This window comes from Burkholderia sp. LK4, from assembly GCF_001043615.1.
Taxonomy (GTDB): Bacteria; Pseudomonadota; Gammaproteobacteria; order Burkholderiales; family Burkholderiaceae; genus Burkholderia; species Burkholderia cepacia.
In genome coordinates this window covers 1-18,438 of sequence record NZ_LDUL01000121.1, presented here as the reverse complement: position 1 = coordinate 18,438, position 18,438 = coordinate 1, and the positions used below count along the sequence as shown (strand labels likewise).

General features: G+C 70.2%; 13 protein-coding genes. All 13 read left to right on the top strand.

Features of this window, described 5'->3' with window-relative positions; translation table 11 throughout:
- The first annotated feature begins 10 nt into the window (after positions 1-10).
- A complete protein-coding gene (locus VK92_RS37780; RefSeq protein ID WP_048024672.1) occupies positions 11-1,333 on the top strand; it encodes a DotU family type VI secretion system protein in 1,323 nt (440 codons plus the stop codon).
- Position 1,334: 1 nt separating this feature from the next.
- Positions 1,335-4,964, top strand: a complete 3,630-nt coding sequence (gene tssM / locus VK92_RS37775; protein ID WP_048024671.1) for a type VI secretion system membrane subunit TssM — start codon at positions 1,335-1,337, stop codon at positions 4,962-4,964.
- The gene (tagF, locus tag VK92_RS37770; protein ID WP_122982963.1) at positions 4,946-5,644 is read left to right on the top strand and encodes a type VI secretion system-associated protein TagF; all 699 of its coding nucleotides are present in this window, start codon (positions 4,946-4,948) and stop codon (positions 5,642-5,644) included. The genes tssM and tagF overlap by 19 nt, the downstream gene beginning before the upstream one ends.
- Before the next feature lie 75 nt (positions 5,645-5,719).
- On the top strand, positions 5,720-8,101 hold the full coding sequence (locus tag VK92_RS37765) for a serine/threonine-protein kinase (RefSeq protein ID WP_048024668.1): 2,382 nt from the start codon (positions 5,720-5,722) through the stop codon (positions 8,099-8,101).
- The gene (gene tssA, locus VK92_RS37760; RefSeq protein ID WP_082160881.1) at positions 8,088-9,212 is read left to right on the top strand and encodes a type VI secretion system protein TssA; all 1,125 of its coding nucleotides are present in this window, start codon (positions 8,088-8,090) and stop codon (positions 9,210-9,212) included. The genes VK92_RS37765 and tssA overlap by 14 nt, the downstream gene beginning before the upstream one ends.
- A 73-nt stretch (positions 9,213-9,285) precedes the next feature.
- Entirely contained in the window at positions 9,286-9,840 is a 555-nt protein-coding gene (gene tssB / locus VK92_RS37755) for a type VI secretion system contractile sheath small subunit (protein WP_048024666.1), read from the top strand.
- Positions 9,833-11,341, top strand: coding sequence for a type VI secretion system contractile sheath large subunit (gene tssC / locus VK92_RS37750; protein ID WP_048024664.1), 1,509 nt, complete (start codon positions 9,833-9,835; stop codon positions 11,339-11,341). The genes tssB and tssC overlap by 8 nt, the downstream gene beginning before the upstream one ends.
- A gap of 71 nt (positions 11,342-11,412) precedes the next feature.
- Positions 11,413-11,904, top strand: coding sequence for an Hcp family type VI secretion system effector (locus VK92_RS37745; protein WP_027791618.1), 492 nt, complete (start codon positions 11,413-11,415; stop codon positions 11,902-11,904).
- Positions 11,905-11,920: 16 nt separating this feature from the next.
- A complete protein-coding gene (gene tssE, locus VK92_RS37740) occupies positions 11,921-12,469 on the top strand; it encodes a type VI secretion system baseplate subunit TssE (protein WP_048024663.1) in 549 nt (182 codons plus the stop codon).
- Positions 12,470-12,473: 4 nt separating this feature from the next.
- The gene (tssF, locus tag VK92_RS37735; protein ID WP_048024660.1) at positions 12,474-14,345 is read left to right on the top strand and encodes a type VI secretion system baseplate subunit TssF; all 1,872 of its coding nucleotides are present in this window, start codon (positions 12,474-12,476) and stop codon (positions 14,343-14,345) included.
- Complete coding sequence (tssG, locus tag VK92_RS37730) at positions 14,342-15,436, top strand: type VI secretion system baseplate subunit TssG (RefSeq protein ID WP_048024717.1); 1,095 nt, start codon at positions 14,342-14,344, stop codon at positions 15,434-15,436. Before tssF ends, tssG begins: the two co-directional genes overlap by 4 nt.
- Before the next feature lie 12 nt (positions 15,437-15,448).
- Entirely contained in the window at positions 15,449-18,109 is a 2,661-nt protein-coding gene (gene tssH, locus VK92_RS37725) for a type VI secretion system ATPase TssH (protein WP_048024659.1), read from the top strand.
- Positions 18,106-18,438, top strand: a 333-nt coding sequence (locus tag VK92_RS37720) for a contractile injection system protein, VgrG/Pvc8 family (RefSeq protein WP_048028889.1), incomplete at its 3' end; no start/stop codon positions are given. The genes tssH and VK92_RS37720, both read left to right, overlap by 4 nt.

Sequence of the window (18,438 nt, the reverse complement as noted above, 5' to 3'; positions counted from 1 at the left end):
GGGCGACGCGATGAATTCCTCCTCCGATTCGATCTCCCCCGGCGCAGGCGGATTCGTGCCGCCGAATCCGGGCGGCATGCATCCGGCCGCGGCGGGCGCGGCCGGCCCGACCGCAACGCAGCCGCGCCCCGGGCGCTGGGCCGCGAGCGGCACGAACCCGCTCGTCGCGGCCGCGAATCCGTTGCTCAACCTCGTGCCGCAGATTCGTTCGACCGTCCATCACCCGAATCCCGCGTGGCTGCGCGAGCATCTCGTCGTCGAGATCCGGCAGTTCGAGGCGCGCGCGCAGGAGGCCGGCGTGCCGTCGGAAGCGATCATCGGCGCGCGCTACTGCCTGTGCACGGCGCTCGACGAGGCGGCCGCGCTGACGCCATGGGGCGGCAGCGTGTGGTCGTCGCACAGCCTACTCGTGTCGTTCCACAACGAGACCTGGGGCGGCGAGAAATTCTTCCACCTGCTCGAACGCCTGTCGCAGCAGCCGCGCCAGCATCTCGACCTGCTCGAGCTGCTGTATTTCTGTCTCGCGCTCGGCTTCGAAGGCCGTTATCGCGTGCTCGACAACGGCCATGCGCAGCTCGACGCGCTGCGCCACCAGCTCGCGCTCACGATCCGCTCGGTGCGCGGCGAATTCGAGCCGGCGCTGTCGCCGCACTGGCGCGACGTCGTCACGCGCGATGTCGCGCGCCGGTTCGTCGTGCCGCTGTGGGTGTGCGTGGCGCTCGCGCTGCTGATCGGCTTCGGCGTGTTCGTCGGGCTGCGGATCGCGCTCGCCGGGCATTCGGACCGGCTGTTCGCGTCGATCGACGCGCTGCACGTGCCGAAGCTGCAGCCCGCGCAAGCGCCGCCGCGCGCGGCACCGGCCCCGCGCATCGCGAAGTTCCTGGAACCGGAGATCGCGGCCGGCCTCGTGTCGGTGCGCGACGCCGCCGATCGCAGCGTGATCGTGCTGCGCGGCGACGGGTTGTTCAAGTCTGGATCGACGTCGGTGATCGACCGCTACGTGCCGGTGCTCGCCCGTGTGGCCGATGCGCTGGACAAGGTGCCCGGCAACGTGCGCGTGACCGGTTATACGGACGACACACCCGTGCATACCGCGCGCTTCGCGTCGAACTGGGACCTGTCGCGCGAACGCGCGGAAGCCGTGCGCGGCATGATCGCCGCGCGGCTCGACCATCCGGAACGGCTCGCGGCGGAAGGGCGCGGCACGCTCGACCCGGTCGCGCCGAACGATTCGCCCGCGAATCGCGCGCTGAACCGGCGCGTCGAGATCACGCTGCTGCCGGCGCCCGGCAGTGCCGCCGTCGGCGCGAGCGCAACGCTGGGGGCCAACTGACATGAACCAGGCTGTCGCGCGTTTCGTCCGGCCGTTGCCGTCGCGGGAGATCTGGACCTTCGCTGGTCTCGTCGTGCTCGCATGCTTCGTGTGGCTCGCGGGCCCGCTGTTCGCGTTCGCCGAGGTCCGTCCGCTCGAAAGCGGCTGGGCGCGCGGGCTGACGATCGCGGTGCTGTTCATCGCGTGGGGCGCGCGCGTCGCGTGGCGCAGCTGGCGCGCCGGCCGGCTCAACGCGCAGTTGCTGAACCAGCTGCGCGAGGCGGCGCCCGGGCCGGCCACCGCCGACGATCCGGCGAAAGCGCAGCTCGACGAGTTGCGCAGCCGCTTCGACGAAGCCGCGACGCTGCTGAAGAAGGTCCGCTTCGGCCAGGCCGACACCGTGCGCAAGGGCCTGCCGCGCTGGTTCGACCGGATGTCGCGCCAGTATCTGTACCAGTTGCCGTGGTACGTGTTCATCGGCGCGCCGGGCTCGGGCAAGACCACCGCGCTCGTGAATTCCGGGCTCAGTTTTCCGCTCGCCGAGCAGTTCGGCCGCGCGGCGATTCGCGGCGTGGGCGGCACGCGCCATTGCGACTGGTGGTTCACGAACGACGCGGTGCTGATCGACACGGCCGGCCGTTATACGACGCACGAAGGCAACCGTGCGCTCGACGAGGCCGAGTGGAAAGGCTTCGTCGACCTGCTGAAGAAGTACCGCACGCGCCAGCCGCTGAACGGCGCGATGCTGACGATCAGCGTGGCCGACCTGCTCGGCGCGTCGGAGGCCGAGCGCACCCAGCACGCGATGGTGCTGCGCAAGCGGCTGCTCGAACTGCGTGCGCAGCTTGGCATTCGCTTTCCCGTGTACCTGCTCGTGACGAAGGCCGACCTGCTCGCGGGCTTCGCCGAGTATTTCGGCAACTACGGCCGCGCGGAATGCGCCCAGGTGTGGGGTTTCACGTTCCCGCTCGCGCAAAGCGAGGCGCCGGGTTTCGATCTGCGTGCGGCATTCGACCGCGAATACCGGCTGCTGCACCAGCGGCTGAACGACGGTCTGCCCGAACTGCTCGCTGCGCAGACCGACGCGCGCCAGCGCGAGATGACGTACCTGCTGCCGCAGCAGATCGCCGACCTGCAGGACATGCTCGGCCAGTTCGTCGCCGAGGTGTTTTCCGTGTCGAGCTACGAACCGATGCCGATGCTGCGCGGCGTCTACCTGACGAGCGGCACGCAGGAGGGAACCGCGTTCGATCGCGTGATGAGCGGCATCAAGCGCTTCCTGAAGATCGAGGGCGTGCCGCCGGTCGCGCAGGTCGGCTCGACCGGCCGCAGCTTCTTCCTGAAGTCGCTGCTGCAGGAGCACATCTTCCGCGAAGCCTCGCTCGCCGGCAGCGACCTGCGCTGGCATCAGAAACGGCGCGTGCTGCAGATCGCCGGCTACGTGCTGCTCGCGCTGGTGTGCGTGGCCGTGCTGGTCGCGTGGCTGCGCAGCTATTCGAACAATCGCGCGTATCTCGACCAGATCGGCGCGCGCGTGCCGGCCGTCGATGCGCAGATTGCCGGCGCGAAATTCTCCGATGCGGCCGACGTCGCCCGCCTGCTGCCCGTGCTCGACGCGCTCGGCGGCCTCGCGAATACCGGCGGCGTCGACCTGCAGCATCCGCCGCTCGCGTACCGGTGGGGGCTGTTCCAGGGCGAGAAGATCGACGAGGCCGTCGACGCCGTGTACCGGCGCGCGCTCGAGGACGTGCTGCTGCCGATCGCCGCGAGCCGGATGGAGGCCGCGCTGCGCGACGCGCGGCCCGACGAGACCGAATTCGCGTATGCGGCGCTGAAGGCGTACCTGATGCTGTACGACAGCGCGCACTACGATCCTGCGTTCGTGCAGGCCGTCGTCGATCTCGAAATGGAACGCGCGCTGCCGCCCGATTTCTCGCCGGCCGAACGCACCGCGCTGCGTGCGCATCTCGCCGCGCTGTTCGGCGGCCGCGTCGCGGTGTCGCCGTATCCGATGAACGAGCGGCTCGTGGCCGACGTGCGCGACCGGCTGCGGCAGGTGCCGTTCTCGCAGCGGCTGTACCGGCAGCTCACGCTGACGCTGCGGCCGGCCACCGCCGCGTTCGACTTCAGCGTCGCGCGCGCGGTCGGCCCCGACGCATCGCTGGTGTTCCGCCGCCAGGGCGGCAAGCCGCTGTCGGAAGGCGTGCCGGGCCTCTATACGCGCAACGGCTATCGCAACGTGTTCGCGCCGCGCCTGGCCGGCGAGGTCGACGCCTACGGGCGCGAGGAAGTGTGGGTGCTGAACCTCGGGCTCTCCGAGATTCCCGGGCCGAACGACGCGGCCGCGTGGGCCCGCGATATCCGCCAGCTCTACCTGAACGACTACCTGAAGATCTGGGACGACTACCTCGCCGACATCAAGCTGCAGCGCACCGCGACGCTCGCGCAGAGCATCCAGGTGGCGCGCGCGCTGTCGTCCGCCGATTCGCCGCTCACGCGGCTGATGGTCGCGCTCGCGCGCGACACGGCGCTCGGCGATGCACCGGGCGGCGGGGCGCGCAATCTCGCCACGCGCGCGCAGGACAAGGTCGACGAGGCACGCAGCTCGCTGTCGCAGATCTTCGCGAGCCAGCGAAGCGATGCGAACACGTCCGCCGCGGCGCCCGCGAGCGCCGAGCAGATCGTCGACAGCCACTTCGCCGGGTTGCGCACGTTCGCGCCGGGCAGCGGCGACCAGGCCCAGGCGTTCAATGACGTGCTGAAGTCGATCGACGCGCTGTACACCTACCTGACGGCCACCGACGACGCATTGAGGAGCGGCGCGCAGCCGCCGCCGTCCGACGCGCCGGCGAAGCTGCGCGCACAGGCCGGCCGCCTGCCGACACCGTTCCGCGAAGTGCTCGACGACCTGTCGAACGTCGCGAACGGCAGCGTGGCGACCGTCGAGCAGCGCAGCGTCGCGACGCGGGCCGGCGCGAACGTCGGCGACTTCTGCCGGCAGGCGATCGCGGGGCGCTATCCGTTCGCGCGCGGATCGTCGCGTGACGTCGCGCCGGCGGATTTCGCGCAGATGTTCGCGCCCGGCGGCCTGATGGACGACTTCTTCCAGAAGAACCTGCAGTCGATCGTCGATACGACGTCGCACCCGTGGCGCTTCGCGAACCGCAATGCGGACGCCGATCCGTCGGCCGCCGCGATGCTGGCGTCGTTCGAGAAGGCGGCGGTGATCCGCGACGCCTATTTCGGCGGCGGTGCGCGCACCGCGCAGCTGAAGGTGCAGATCCAGCCGCTCGAAATGGACCCGTCGATCACGGAGATGGTGCTCGACGTCGACGGGCAGATCGTCCGTTACGCGCACGGCCCGCTCGTGCAGAGCGCGGTGGACTGGCCGGGCCCGCGCGGCAGCAACCAGGTGCGGCTGCAGGTGTCGGGCCAGGCCGGCGCGACCGACGGCTTCTCGACCGACGGGCCGTGGGCGCTGCACCGGCTGTTCGACCGCGCGGCCGTATCGGCCGGGCGCGGCTCCGACCAGATGATTGCGCGCTTCACGGTCGACGGCAAACCGATCGTGCTGCAAGTGAATGCGGGCAGTGTCCGCAACCCGTTCAGGCTGCCCCAGATGGAGTCCTTTACATGCCCTCCGAAGCCATGAGCCCGACACCGCCGTTCACGCGTACCGACGGCGATGCGCCGGCCTGGTACGGGAAGATTCCCGGCGCCGGCGACTTCGTGAACAGCCGGCTGCCGCATGCGCTCGCGCTGTGGTGGGAGCGCTGGCTCCAGCAGGGGATGGCCGCGATGCGCCAGCGCGGCGCGGACGAGATCGAGCGCCATTACACGGTCGCGCCGGTCTGGAATTTCCTGATCCCGGCGGGCGCCGGCGCGTCGTGCGTGCAGCCGGGCTGCCTCGCGCCGAGCTGCGACCGCGTGGGGCGCTACTACCCGGTGATCGTGACGCTGCCGATGCGTGCGGCCGATTACTGGAACGGGCTGCCGGACGCCGCCGACGCGTTCTACTGGCAGGTCGGACAGGCGCTGCTCGACGCGATCCGCCATGCGCGCGCGCCGGGCGATCTCGAGCGGACGCTCGAACGCGTGCGGCTCGCACCGGGCGTCGGTCGCGACTCGGCGGACATCGTCGATGGTATGCCGGCGGCGCCGCCGGACCGCACGGCGCCGGCAGCATGGCCGGGGCTGTCCGGTTACTTCGATCCGCACGGCGGCACCAGCTTCTGGTGGACCAACCGCGCGGACGGATCGCCGCTGCGCACGCACGCGCACACGGGCACGCCCGACAACGCGCTGTTCCTGACGCTGTTCGGCGGCGGTTAGCGGTCGGACAGAAGGACAGCGGGCCGCCGGGCGCGGCGGCGGACGGAAAGGACGCGGTTTCGAGAGGTGGTGGAGATGAAGGACGCTGGATCGAGGGACAACGAGCACGACACGGCGACACGCGGCGACGCATCCGGATTCACGGTGCGGCCGCTGCCGCTCGGCCATCGCCTCGGCGAATTGCAGCTCGACGAGGTGCTCGGCATCGGCGGCTTCGGGATCGTCTATCGCGCGTTCGACCGCACGTTGCGGCGTGCGGTCGCGATCAAGGAGTACATGCCGTCGATGCTGGCCACGCGCGGCGGCGACTATACGGTATCGCTGCGCTCCGAGCGGTTCGCGCAGGCATTCGACGCAGGACGCGGCGCGTTCCTCAACGAAGCGCGCCTGCTCGCGCAATTCGACCATCCGGGGCTCGTCAAGGTCCTGCACTTCTGGGAAAGCCACGGCACCGCGTACATGGTGATGCCGTTCTATGAGGGGCGCACGCTCAAGCAACTGCTCGACGGCGGGATGCGGATCAGCGAGACGCAGCTGCGCAACATCGTCGGCGCGCTGCTCGGCGCGCTCGACACGCTGCATCGCGCGCAGTGCTTCCATCGCGACGTCGCGCTCGACAACGTGCTGATCCGCCCGAACGGCAGCGCGATCCTGCTCGACTTCGGCGCGGCGCGCAAACGGATCGGCGATCTGGTCGACGACGGCGCGATGATGATCAAGCCCGGCTACGCGCCGATCGAGCAATACACCGACGATCCCGCGTTCAGCCAGGGGCCGTGGACGGATCTCTATGCGCTCGGCGCGGTGATGCACGCGATGATCACCGGCGAGTTGCCGCCCGCGGCCGTCGTGCGCAGCATCAAGGACACATACCGGCCGCTCGCGTCGCGTGAACTGCCGGCCGGCGAGGTGTACAGCCCGGCTTTTCTCGCGGCCGTCGATCATGCGCTGCAGTTGCGGATTCCGGACCGGCCGGAATCGGTCGCGGCATTCGCGGCGGAACTCGGGTTGCGGGACTTCGACCGGACGGGCAGCGGGTATGGCGCGCCCGCCGTGCCGCCCGTGGGCGATGCGGGCAGGGGCGAGGGAGACAAGGGGGCGGCTTCTGTCGAGGCCGGTACCCAGTCGGCTGCGGCAGCGACTTCGATCGGTGCGGGTGGGACCGCTTCGGGTAGCGCTGCGCCGGACGCGCGGCCGCCGACGCAGGCGGGTGCGGGTCCTGTATCGACGCCCACGGACACGGCATCCGCATCGCCCGGTGTGTCGGACGGCAAGCCGGAAACCGATGATGGGTCTTCGACGTTGAAAGCGGCCACGCAAGGCGCAGCCGCCACGGTGGCTGCGGGAGCGCTCGCAGCTTCCGCATCGCATGCGTCCCGGCCGGCCGCGAAACCGGTTGAATCCGATGCGCCGAATGGAAACGTCGAACGCGCGAAAGAACCGGCCGCTGCTCGAACCGACACGCACGACGAAGCCGGCGCGCGATCCGCAAGTATCGGTACGGAGATCGGCGCGCGTGGTGCGGCTGGTTCCGGGGAAGCGGTCACGTTCGCGGCTGAAGGTGCTGGTGCTGGCGTCGGTGCCGGTGCCGCTGCCACCAGTACAACCGCACCGTATCCCGCCGCATCGTCGTCAGCGTCGTCAGGCGGCGCTTCCGTGTCGACCGGTGCCCAGCGCGGCCAGCCCCCCGCCGGATCGCGCAAGCGCCGGCTGCCTGTCTACGCCGGGGGCACGGTCGTTGCGCTGATCGCCGTCGGCCTTGCCGCGACCTATCTGTCGCGTCCCGCCCGCGTGGCCGACGAGCCCGCGCCCGTCGCGAGCCAGCCGCAGGCCGGCACGTCACCGCCCGCGAGCACGCCGGCAGCCGCACTGGCCCAGCAGGGGCCGACTCCGCTCGTCGTGCCGCCGTCCAGCCTGCCGGCCGGATCGTCTGCCCAGGTTCCGCCGCCACGCGTCGCCGCCGAGCCTGCCAGCACGCCGGCCGTCGAGGCCGCCGCGCCCGCGCCGCAGGTGGCGACCACCGTGACGAACGCGGCCCCGCCGCCGGCTGGCGCCAGTCCCGCCATCGCGCCCGCCGGCAGCCTCGACGCGTCGGAGCGCGTCGTCAACGTACCGCCGTCGGAAGCCGCCGTACCGCCGATGACGTCACCATCCCCGGCACCGAAACCGCCGGACAGCCAGACAGCCGTGGCCGCCGTGAATGCGCTGCCCGCCGAGCAACAGCCGCGTGCGCCGAAGGCGCAGGAAACGGTGCAGGTGCGTTTCAACGTGCGGCCATGGGGCGACGTCTACGTGAACGGCGCGCGGCGCGGCGCGAGCCCGCCGCTGCGTTCGGTAGCGCTGACGCCGGGCGTCTATGTGATCGAAATCCGCAACGGCTCGCTGCCGCCGTTGCACCGCACCGTGGCGATCGATTTCGGCAGCAAACCGGTCAACATCGACTATGCATTCGAATGACGTCAGCCAGGCGGCGCTGGCCGCCGCCGCTTTTTCCGCGGTGCCGCCCGGCATCCCTGCGACGCCGCGCGCGGGCCTGATCGGCCCGTTGCTCGCGGATGTCGCGCCCGATGCGCCGTGCGGCGCGAACCTCGAATACGACGCCGAGTTCCTGCAGTTGCAGGAGCGTGCGACGCCGCGCGCCGAGCAGCAATACGGCGACACCGTGATCCCGGCCGAAGCGCCCGACTGGCGCGCGGTCGAGCGGCTCGCGCTGGCGCTGTCCGCGCGCACGAAGGACCTGCGCGTGATCGCCTGTCTCGCGCGAAGCTGGACCGAGCAGCACGGCATCCCCGGTTATGCGGACGCGCTCGCGCTCGTCGCGAACCTGCTCGAGCGCCGCTGGGACACCCTGCATCCGCGGCTCGACGCAGACGGCGAACCGGACCCGACACCGCGGATGAACGCGCTCGCCGACGTGGCCGGCGCACACGACTGCGCGCGCGCGGCGCGCCGCCAGCCGCTGTTCGAAGGCGGGCCGAGCGTGCGCGACGCCGAACGGCTGCTCGATGGCCGCGACGACGTCGGCAGCCCCGCGACCGGCAGCCGCGAAAGCCTGCTGGCCGCGCTGTCGGCCGCGTCGGGCGACGGCACGACGCCGCTCGACGCGGCGCGCGCGGCACTGCACGCGCTGGATGCGATCCGCGTGTGCGTGACCGACAAGCTGGGCCGCGAATGGGCACCCGACGAAGGCGACGCGGAGAGGGCGCTGCGGCGGATCGTACGCGAGGTGCCGCTACCCGAGCCGCAACCGGTGTCGCCCGACACGCAGCAGGCCGTTCCCGGCGACGCATCGCAGGCTGCACTGGCACCCGCTGCGTCGACGCCGATGCCGAACGCCCACGCGTGGCGCGAAGCCGCCATCACGAGCCGCGACGACGTGCGCATCGGTCTCGACAAGATGTGCCGCTATTTCGAGCAGCACGAACCGAGCCACCCGGCGCCGCTGCTGCTGCGGCGCGCGCAGCGGCTGCTCGCGCTCGACTTCTACGAAATCATCCGCGACCTCGCGCCGGAGAGCCTTGCGAAGCTGGACCTGCTGAGCGGCGAGCGAAGCGAATCAAACGGATGAACCGAACGAAAGAAACCGCCATGCGGGCGGCAACGACGGACTGCGCAACCTGATCGATGTGAAGGAGTGGACGATGACGGACAGAACCAAGGCGGCGGGCAGCGGACAGAAGTTCATCGCGCGCAATCGGGCGCCGCGCGTGCAGATCGAGTACGACGTCGAGACCTACGGCGCCGAACGCAAGGTGCAGTTGCCGTTCGTGATGGGCGTGATTTCGGACCTGGCGGGCAAGCGTGCCGAGCCGCTGCCGGACCTGCCGGAGCGCAAGTTTCTCGAGATCGACGTCGACAACTTCGACGAGCGGATGAAATCGATCGCGCCGCGCGTCGCGTTCCAGGTGCCGAACACACTGACGGGCGAAGGGATGCTCAACGTCGACATGACGTTCGAGCAGATCGACGATTTCTCGCCGGCCGCGATCGCACGCAACGTCGACGCGCTGCGCCGGCTGCTGGAGGCACGCACCGAGCTGTCGAACCTGCTGTCGTACATGGACGGCAAGCACGGTGCCGAGCAACTGATCGAACGCGCGATCAACGACCCCGACCTGCTGAAGACGCTCGTGCGCGAACCGCACGCGAGCGCACAGAGCGGCGACGCGACCCAACCGGAGGCCCGCGATGAATGATCCCGTCCAGTCCCGCGCCGATGCGCGCGACGCCGCGCAACCCGCCGTCGCGCACGACGAATTCGCGGCGCTGCTGCAGAAGGAGTTCAAGCCGAAGACGGCCGAGGCGCGCGAATCGGTCGAGCGCGCGGTGCGCACGCTTGCGCAGCAGGCGCTCGAACATACGGTCGGCATGACGACCGACGCATACGGCAGCGTGAAGCAGATCATCGCGGAGATCGACCGCAAGCTTTCCGAGCAGATCAACCAGATCCTGCATCACAACGAGTTCCAGACGCTCGAAGGCGCGTGGCGCGGGCTGCATTACCTCGTCACGCACACCGAGACCGACGAGCTGCTGAAGATCAAGGCGCTGCCGGCGTCGCGCAACGAAGTCGCGCGGATGCTGAAACGCTACAAGGGCGTCGCGTGGGACCAGAGCCCGCTGTTCCGCAAGATCTACGAGGAGGAATACGGTCAGTTCGGCGGCGAGCCGTTCGGCTGCCTGGTCGGCGATTTCCATTTCAACCACAGCCCGCCCGACGTCGAGATGCTCGGCGAGCTGTCGAAGATCGCGGCGGCCGCGCACGCGCCGTTCATCGCCGGCGCGTCGCCGGAGCTGATGCAGATGGATTCGTGGCAGGAGCTGTCGAACCCGCGCGACCTGACGAAGATCTTCCAGAACACCGAATATGCGGCGTGGCGCAGCCTGCGGCAGTCGGAGGATTCGCGCTACATCGGGCTCGCGATGCCGCGTTTTCTCGCGCGGCTGCCGTACGGCGCGCGCACCAACCCGGTCGACGAATTCGACTTCGAGGAAGACACCGACGCCGCGAACCACGACCGCTACACGTGGGCGAACTCGGCGTACGCGATGGCCGCGAACATCAACCGCTCGTTCAAGCAGTACGGCTGGTGTTCGTCGATCCGCGGCGTCGAATCGGGCGGGGCGGTCGAAGGACTGCCGAGCCACACGTTCCCGACCGACGACGGCGGCGTCGACCAGAAATGCCCGACCGAGATCGCGATCAGCGACCGCCGCGAGGCCGAACTCGCGAAGAACGGCTTCATGCCGTTCGTGCACCGGAAGAACTCGGATTTCGCGGCGTTCATCGGCGCGCAGTCGCTGTACCAGCCGGCCGAGTATCACGATCCCGACGCGACCGCGAACGCGCGCCTGTCCGGCCGCCTGCCGTACCTGTTCGCGTGCTGCCGCTTCGCGCATTACCTGAAGTGCATCGTGCGCGACAAGATCGGCTCGTTCCGCGAACGCGACGACATGGAGCGCTGGCTGAACGACTGGATCATGAACTACGTCGACGGCGACCCCATCAATTCGTCGCAGGAAACCAAGGCGCGCAAGCCGCTCGCGGCCGCGCAGGTGGTGGTCGACGAAGTCGAGGACAACCCCGGCTACTACACGTCGAAATTCTTCCTGCGGCCGCATTACCAGCTCGAAGGGCTCACCGTGTCGCTGCGGCTCATCTCGCGGCTGCCGACCGCGAAGGCGGCCAACGAATGAGCGGCGGCACACGCAACGATTGGACTTCAACGTGGCATTCATCCTGACATCGCACTGAAACGGAGACGGTTATGGGCGTGGCAATGTTTATGAAGGTGGACGGCGTGACCGGCGAATCGGCGGACGCGCAGCACAAGGGCTGGACCGACATCCAGTCGTTCACGTGGGGCGCGAGCCAGCCGGGCGCGATGGCGAGCGGCAGCGGCGGCAACGCGGGCAAGGCGAGCTTCAACGACCTGGTCGTCGCCGCGTACATGGACAAGGGGGCACCCGCGATCATCAAGAACTGCGCGAACGGCAAGCATTTGTCGTCGGTCGAGATCTCCGCGTGCAAGACCGGTGGCACGCAGGTCGAGTTCATGCGCGTGACGCTGCAGGAGGTGCTCGTCACGTCCGCGCAGGTCGCGGGGATCGATCCGGGCGACGTCGCCGACCGGCTGATGATGCACTACGGCTTCCAGGCCGCGAAGGTGAAGAAGCAGTACTGGCAGCAGAACGACAACGGCGGCAAGGGCGCGGAGGTGACCGTCGGCTGGAACATCAAGGAAAACACCGAGATGTGACGGCGCGGAGACGACCATGGACGACCCGCGAACCCGCGACGGCCGGGAGGGCAACCTGCGCGACCGGCTACAGCCCGCGCTGCTCGACCGGCTCACCGACGACACGCCGCAGCGCGCGAGCGAAGCGCCCGGCGCGCAGTGGATCGGCACAGAACGCCTGCGTGCGGCCGTGCTGCGCGATCTCGCATGGCTGCTCAACACGCGCAACGCCGAGGACGGTTTCGTCGACTGGCCGGCGTTCGCGCATGCGCAGGCGTCGGTGCTCAACTACGGGATGCGGCCGCTCGTCGGCAAGCCGATGTCGGGCGTCGAGCGGATGTCGGTCGAGGCGTCGATCCGCGACGCGATCGTCCGTTTCGAGCCGCGCATCGCGCCCGACAGCATCGACGTTCGCAGCGTGACCGATGCGCCGGGCGGCCGCGCCGGCGAACGGCGTCACAACGTGCTGCTGTTCGAGATTCGCGGCACGCTGTGGTCGATCCCGCATCCGCTCGAATTCGTGCTGCGCTCCGACCTCGATCTCGAGACGGGCGCGATGTCGCTGCAATCCGTGGCGGGAACCTGACGCGATGGATACGCGCCTGCTCGACTACTACAACCGTGAACTCGCGTACCTGCGCGAGCTCGGCGGCGAATTCGCGCAGCAGTTCCCGAAGGTGGCCGCGCGGCTGCGGCTCAATGAATCGGGGCCGCCCGACCCGTACGTCGAGCGGCTGCTCGAAGGCTTCAGCTTCCTCACCGCGCGCGTGCAGCTGAAGATGGACGCCGAGTTTCCGCGCTTCACGCAGGCGCTGCTCGATGCCGTGTATCCCGGTTATGTCGCGCCGCTCCCGTCGATGGCGATCGTGCGGTTCGCGCCGATGCTGAACGAAGGCAGCCTCGCGCAAGGCTGGCGGCTGCCGGCCGGCACGGCGCTGCGTGGACGGCCGGCCGCGTCCGAGCAGACCGCGTGCGAATTCCGTACCGCGCACGACCTGACGCTGTGGCCGCTCGAACTGACCGATGCGAGCGTCACCGGCGCGCCGTCGTGGCTGCCGCGCGGCGTCGTCGCCGCACGGCAGGACGTGCGCGGTGCGCTGCGCATCCGGCTGAAGGCGCGCGGCGGCGCCAGGCTGTCGCAACTGCCGCTCGACCGGTTGACGTTCCATCTCGCGGGCCCCGAGCGCGACGCGCTGCACCTGCTCGAACTGATCGCCGCCCATGCGCTCGGCGTCGTGTGCCACGACCCGGCGCAGCCGCCGCGCTGGCTGCATACGCTCGATGCCGACGCGATCGTCCACGAGGGTTTCGATCCCGCGCAGGCGATCCTGCCCGACGACGGCCGCAGCTTCCACGGCTACCGGCTGCTGCGCGAGTATTTTGCGTTTCCGGCGCGTTTCCTGTTCTTCAGCATCGGCGGGCTGCGTGCCGCGCTCGCACGCGCGACCGGCGACGAGTTCGAACTGACCGTGCTGTTCGACCGCCACGACGCCGCCCTCGAAGCGGCCGTCAGCGCGCGCCACCTCGCGCTGAACTGCACGCCGGCCGTGAACCTGTTCGCGCGCCGCGCCGATCGCATCCAGTTGCAGCCGGGAGCGCGCGAACACCATGTCGTCGTCGATCGCAGCCGGCCGCTCGACTACGAGGTCTATGCGGTGCAGCGCCTCGCGAGCGAGCAGCGCGACGACGGCCAGTCGCGCGAATTCCGGCCGTTTCACGCGTCGTTCGCCAGCGACGACGGCAACCACGGTGCGTACTACACGGTGCGGCGCGAACCGCGGCTCGTCTCCGCCCAGGCGCGCGCGAACGGCACGCGCACCGGCTACGTCGGCAGCGAGACCTACGTGTCGCTCGTCGACAGCCAGTGCGCGCCATACGACGAGACGATGCGCTACCTGGCGGCCGACACGCTGTGCACCAACCGCGACCTCGTGCTGCTGCAGCCGCCCGGCGACGCGAACACGTTCACGCTGCGCGTGTCGGCCCCGGTCGACAGCATCGTCGCGATCCGCGGCCCGTCGCGGCCGCGCCCGCCGATCGCCGATGCGCAAACCGCGTGGCGGCTGATCCGCCATCTGGGGCTCGCGCGTCACACGCTGACCGATCTCGACGACGACGAGGGCGCGCATGCGCTGCGCGAACTGCTCGGCCTGCATGCCGACCCGGCCGATGCCGCGATGCGCCGGCAGATCGACGGTGTACTGCGCGTGGCGTTCTCGCCGGTGTTCCGCCGGCTGCCGGCGTCGGGCCCCCTGATGTTCGGGCGTGGCGTGCGGGTCGACGTGACCGTCGACGACCATGCGTTCTCCGGCGAGAGCCCGTTCCTGCTCGGCGCGGTGCTCGAACAGTTCTTCGCGCGCCACGTGTCGATCAACGCGTTCGCCGAATGCGTGCTGACCAGCGCGCAACGCGGCACGCTCGCGCACTGGCCGGCGCGTGTCGGCAGGCGGCCCGCGATATGAAGCGCGACATGTCTCCGCGTGCCGGAACGGCCACCGAAGCCGCACGCCGCGACGCGTGGTGGGCGCGCCTGCGTGCCGCGCCGCACGGTTACGACCTGTTCCAGGCGCTGCGCTGGCTCGATGCGCTGTCGCCCGGCCGCGCGCCGCTCGGCCATGCCACGCGGCCGCGCGACGAGCCGGTGCGGCTCGGGCAGCGACCGTCGCTCGCGTTCGCGGCGTCGATGCTCGCCGGCGTGTCCGACGACGGCACCGTGCCGCCGCGCATTGCGATTCACGGATTCGGGCTGTTCGGCCCGAACGGGCCGCTGCCGACGCACCTGACCGAATACGCGCACGAACGCGCCGCGCAGCACGACGACCCGACGTTTGCCGCGTTCGCCGACCTGTTTCATCACCGGCTGATCCTGCTGTTCTACCGCGCGTGGGCCGACGCGCAGCCGACGGTGAGCCTCGATCGCCCGGAACGCGCACGCTTCGACGGTTATGTCGCGAGCCTGATCGGCCGGGCGGCACAGGGCGACAAACCGGCCGCGCAAGCCAACGCCGATACCGACACGCTTGCGCCGCATGCACGCTATTTCCATGCGGGCCATCTGGTGCGGCACACGCGCAACCCGGAAGGGCTCGTGCAGATCCTGCGCCGGCATTTCGGTGTCGAGGCCCGCATCGTCGAACACGTGCCGCAGTGGGTTGCGATCGAGCGGTCGCAGCGCTGCACGATCCGCGCGACGCGGCCGACGCTGCGGGTCGGCGCCGTCGCGCTCGGTATCGCCGTGCGCGATGCGCAGTCGCGCTTCCGGATCGTGCTCGGCCCGCTGTCGCTCGACGCGTACCGTCGCTTCCTGCCGGGCGGCCCGCATGCCCGGCAGCTCGCGTCATGGGTGCGCGAATACGTCGGCATCGAGTTCGACTGGGACGTGCAGCTCGAACTGGCGGCCGACGCGGTGCCTGCGATCGCGCTCGGTGCGCCCCAGGGCATCGGCCGCACCGCTTGGCTCGGGCAGCGGCTCGAACCGGGCCCCGCGCGTGACCTCGTCGTCCGCTACGACGTGCGGCGCGGCGGCGCCCCCCTTCATCGCGAAACCGCCTAAACGGGAACCGTCATGTCCGATATCGGCCGCGCCAACCTGTTCGGAAAACTGAATCCGTTCCTCTACGAGACGCTCGAGCAGGCGACCGGCTTCTGCCGGCTGCGCGGCAATCCGTACGTCGAGCTCGCGCACTGGTTCAAGCAGATGCTGCAACGGCCCGACGGCGACCTGCAGCGCGTGCTGCGCCACTTCGGGATCGACGATGCCGCGATCGACCGCGGGCTCGTCGCCGCACTCGACAAGCTGCCGCGCGGCGCGGGCTCGGTGTCGGATCTGTCCGTGCATATCGACGACGCCGTCGAACGCGCGTGGGTGTACGCGACGCTGAAGTACGACGCGACGCGCATTCGCGGCGCGGTGCTGCTGCTCGCGATCCTGAAGACGCCGCAGTTGCGCAACGTGCTGGTGGCGATCACGCGGGAATTCGAACGCATCGTGCCGGACGTGCTCGCCGACGCGCTCGAATCGATCGTCGAAGGCTCGCCCGAGGCGCCGCCGGCCGGGCAAGCGGCGCCGGGCGGCGGCACGGCGTTGCGCGGCGCGGCCGGCGCCGCGGATGGCCCGGCACTCGCGCGCTTCGCCGTCGACCTGACCGCCCGCGCGCGGGCCGGCGAGATCGACCCGGTCGTCGGGCGCGACGCCGAGATTCGCCATATCGTCGACATCCTGCTGCGGCGCCGGCAGAACAACCCGCTGCTGGTCGGCGAGGCCGGCGTCGGCAAGACGGCCGTTGCGGAAGGTTTCGCGCTGCGGATCGCCGCCGGCGACGTGCCGCCGTCGCTGCGCGACGTCGCGCTGTACCTGCTCGACATCGGGCTGCTGCAGGCCGGCGCGAGCGTGAAGGGCGAGTTCGAGAGCCGGCTGCGTGGCGTGATCGACGAGGCGATGTCGTCCGAGCGGCCGGCGATCCTGTTCATCGATGAAGTCCACACGCTCGTCGGCGCGGGCGGGGCGGCCGGCACCGGCGACGCCGCGAACCTGCTGAAGCCCGCGCTCGCCCGCGGCCTGCTGCGCACCATCGGCGCGACCACGTGGTCCGAGTACAAGCAGTACATCGAGAAGGACCCGGCGCTGACGCGGCGTTTCCAGCTCGTGCACGTGCACGAACCGGAAGAAGCGGCCGCGCTGACGATGCTGCGCGGCCTGGCCGGCAAGCTCGAGGCGCACCACCGCGTGCTCGTGCTCGACGACGCGCTGCAGGCCGCCGTCACGCTGTCGCACCGTTACATTCCCGCGCGCCAGTTGCCGGACAAGGCGATCAGCCTGCTCGACACGGCCTGCGCGCGCGTCGCCGTCAGTCAGCACGCGGTGCCCGCGCCGATCGAGGATGCGCGCCGCCGCATCGACAGCCTGCGCGTCGAACAGGAGCGGATCGGGCGCGAATGCGCGCTCGGCACCGGCGATACTGCGCGGCGCGATGCGATCGATCACGACATTGTCACCGCCCGGACCGAACTCGACCGGCTCGACACGCGCTGGCAGACCGAACGCGACGCATTGACGGCGATCGTCGATGCCCGCGCGCTACTGCTCGACGACGACCCGTCGCACGTGCTCGACGCCGCCGCGCGCGTCGCCGCTCAAACCCGTCTGTCGGCCGCCCAGCAGGCGCTGGCCGAGCTGCAGGGCGATGCGCCGCTCGTGCTGCCCGCCGTCGACACGCACGCCGTGGCCGCCGTCGTCGCCGACTGGACCGGCATTCCGCTCGGCCGGATGGTGCGCGACGAAACGCAGGCCGTGCTGAAGCTCGCCGATACGCTCGGCGAACGCGTCGTCGGCCAGAAGCACGCGGTCGAACTGATCGCCGAGCGCATCCAGACCGCGCGCGCCAGGCTGGACGACCCGAAGAAACCGCATGGCGTGTTCCTGCTGTGCGGGCCGTCCGGCGTCGGCAAGACCGAAACCGCGCTCGCGCTGGCCGACACGCTGTACGGCGGCGAACACAATGCGATCACCATCAACATGAGCGAGTTCCAGGAGGCGCATACCGTGTCGACGCTGAAGGGCGCGCCGCCCGGCTATGTCGGCTACGGGCAGGGTGGCGTGCTCACCGAGGCCGTGCGACGGCGCCCGTACAGCGTCGTGCTGCTCGACGAGATCGAGAAGGCGCATCGCGACGTGCACGAGATTTTCTTCCAGGTGTTCGACAAGGGCTGGATGGAGGACGGCGAAGGGCGCGACATCGATTTCCGGCATACGGTGATCCTGCTGACGTCGAACGTCGGCGCCGATCGCGTGATGCAGCTGTGCCGCGATCCCGAGCGCCTGCCCGACGTGCAGACGCTCGCCGATGCACTGCGCGCGCCGCTGCTCGACGTGTTTCCCGCCGCGCTGCTCGGCCGGCTGACCGTCGTGCCGTACTACCCGCTCACCGACGCGACGCTTGCGCGGATCGTCGCCCTGCAGTTGCGGCGGATCGAGCAACGGATCGACGCGCATCACGGCATCCGGCTGCGCTGCACCGACGCGGCGACCGCGCTGGTCGTCGAGCGCTGCCGGACGATCGAGTCCGGCGGCCGGATGGTCGACGCGATCCTCACGCATACCGTGATGCCGCGCATCGGCCGCGCGATCCTGCAGGCGACGCTCGAAGGCCGCACGCTGTCGTCGATCGAGCTGGGCGCGGCCGACGGTGAATTCGCCTACCGGTTCGACGAGGAGGAGACGACTTGAATCGCGTATTCACACTCGACAGCCCGCACGGCGACGACCTCAAGTTCCATACGCTCGACGGCAGCGACGAACTCGGCCGGCTGTTCGAATTCCGGATCGAGGCGCTCGCCGACAGTCACAGCCTGTCGCTGAAGGACATGCTCGGGAAACCCGTGACGGTCCGGATCGAACAGCAGGACCTGTCGACGCGCTACCTGAACGGCATCGTGGCGCGCGCGTCGCTCGCCGGCCGGCGCGCCGAGCGGTATTACGGCTACGAGCTGATCGTGCGGCCCTGGTTGTGGCTCGCGACGCGCCGCTCCGATTGCCGGATCTTCCAGAACAAGACC

Bases quoted from the DNA above. Each gene is read 5' to 3' on its own strand.
- VK92_RS37780 (WP_048024672.1), top strand. From the start codon at position 11: ATGAATTCCTCCTCCGATTCGATCTCCCCCGGCGCAGGCGGATTCGTG.
- tssM (WP_048024671.1), top strand. From the start codon at position 1,335: ATGAACCAGGCTGTCGCGCGTTTCGTCCGGCCGTTGCCGTCGCGGGAG.
- tagF (WP_122982963.1), top strand. From the start codon at position 4,946: ATGCCCTCCGAAGCCATGAGCCCGACACCGCCGTTCACGCGTACCGAC.
- VK92_RS37765 (WP_048024668.1), top strand. From the start codon at position 5,720: ATGAAGGACGCTGGATCGAGGGACAACGAGCACGACACGGCGACACGC.
- tssA (WP_082160881.1), top strand. From the start codon at position 8,088: ATGCATTCGAATGACGTCAGCCAGGCGGCGCTGGCCGCCGCCGCTTTT.
- tssB (WP_048024666.1), top strand. From the start codon at position 9,286: ATGACGGACAGAACCAAGGCGGCGGGCAGCGGACAGAAGTTCATCGCG.
- tssC (WP_048024664.1), top strand. From the start codon at position 9,833: ATGAATGATCCCGTCCAGTCCCGCGCCGATGCGCGCGACGCCGCGCAA.
- VK92_RS37745 (WP_027791618.1), top strand. From the start codon at position 11,413: ATGGGCGTGGCAATGTTTATGAAGGTGGACGGCGTGACCGGCGAATCG.
- tssE (WP_048024663.1), top strand. From the start codon at position 11,921: ATGGACGACCCGCGAACCCGCGACGGCCGGGAGGGCAACCTGCGCGAC.
- tssF (WP_048024660.1), top strand. From the start codon at position 12,474: ATGGATACGCGCCTGCTCGACTACTACAACCGTGAACTCGCGTACCTG.
- tssG (WP_048024717.1), top strand. From the start codon at position 14,342: ATGAAGCGCGACATGTCTCCGCGTGCCGGAACGGCCACCGAAGCCGCA.
- tssH (WP_048024659.1), top strand. From the start codon at position 15,449: ATGTCCGATATCGGCCGCGCCAACCTGTTCGGAAAACTGAATCCGTTC.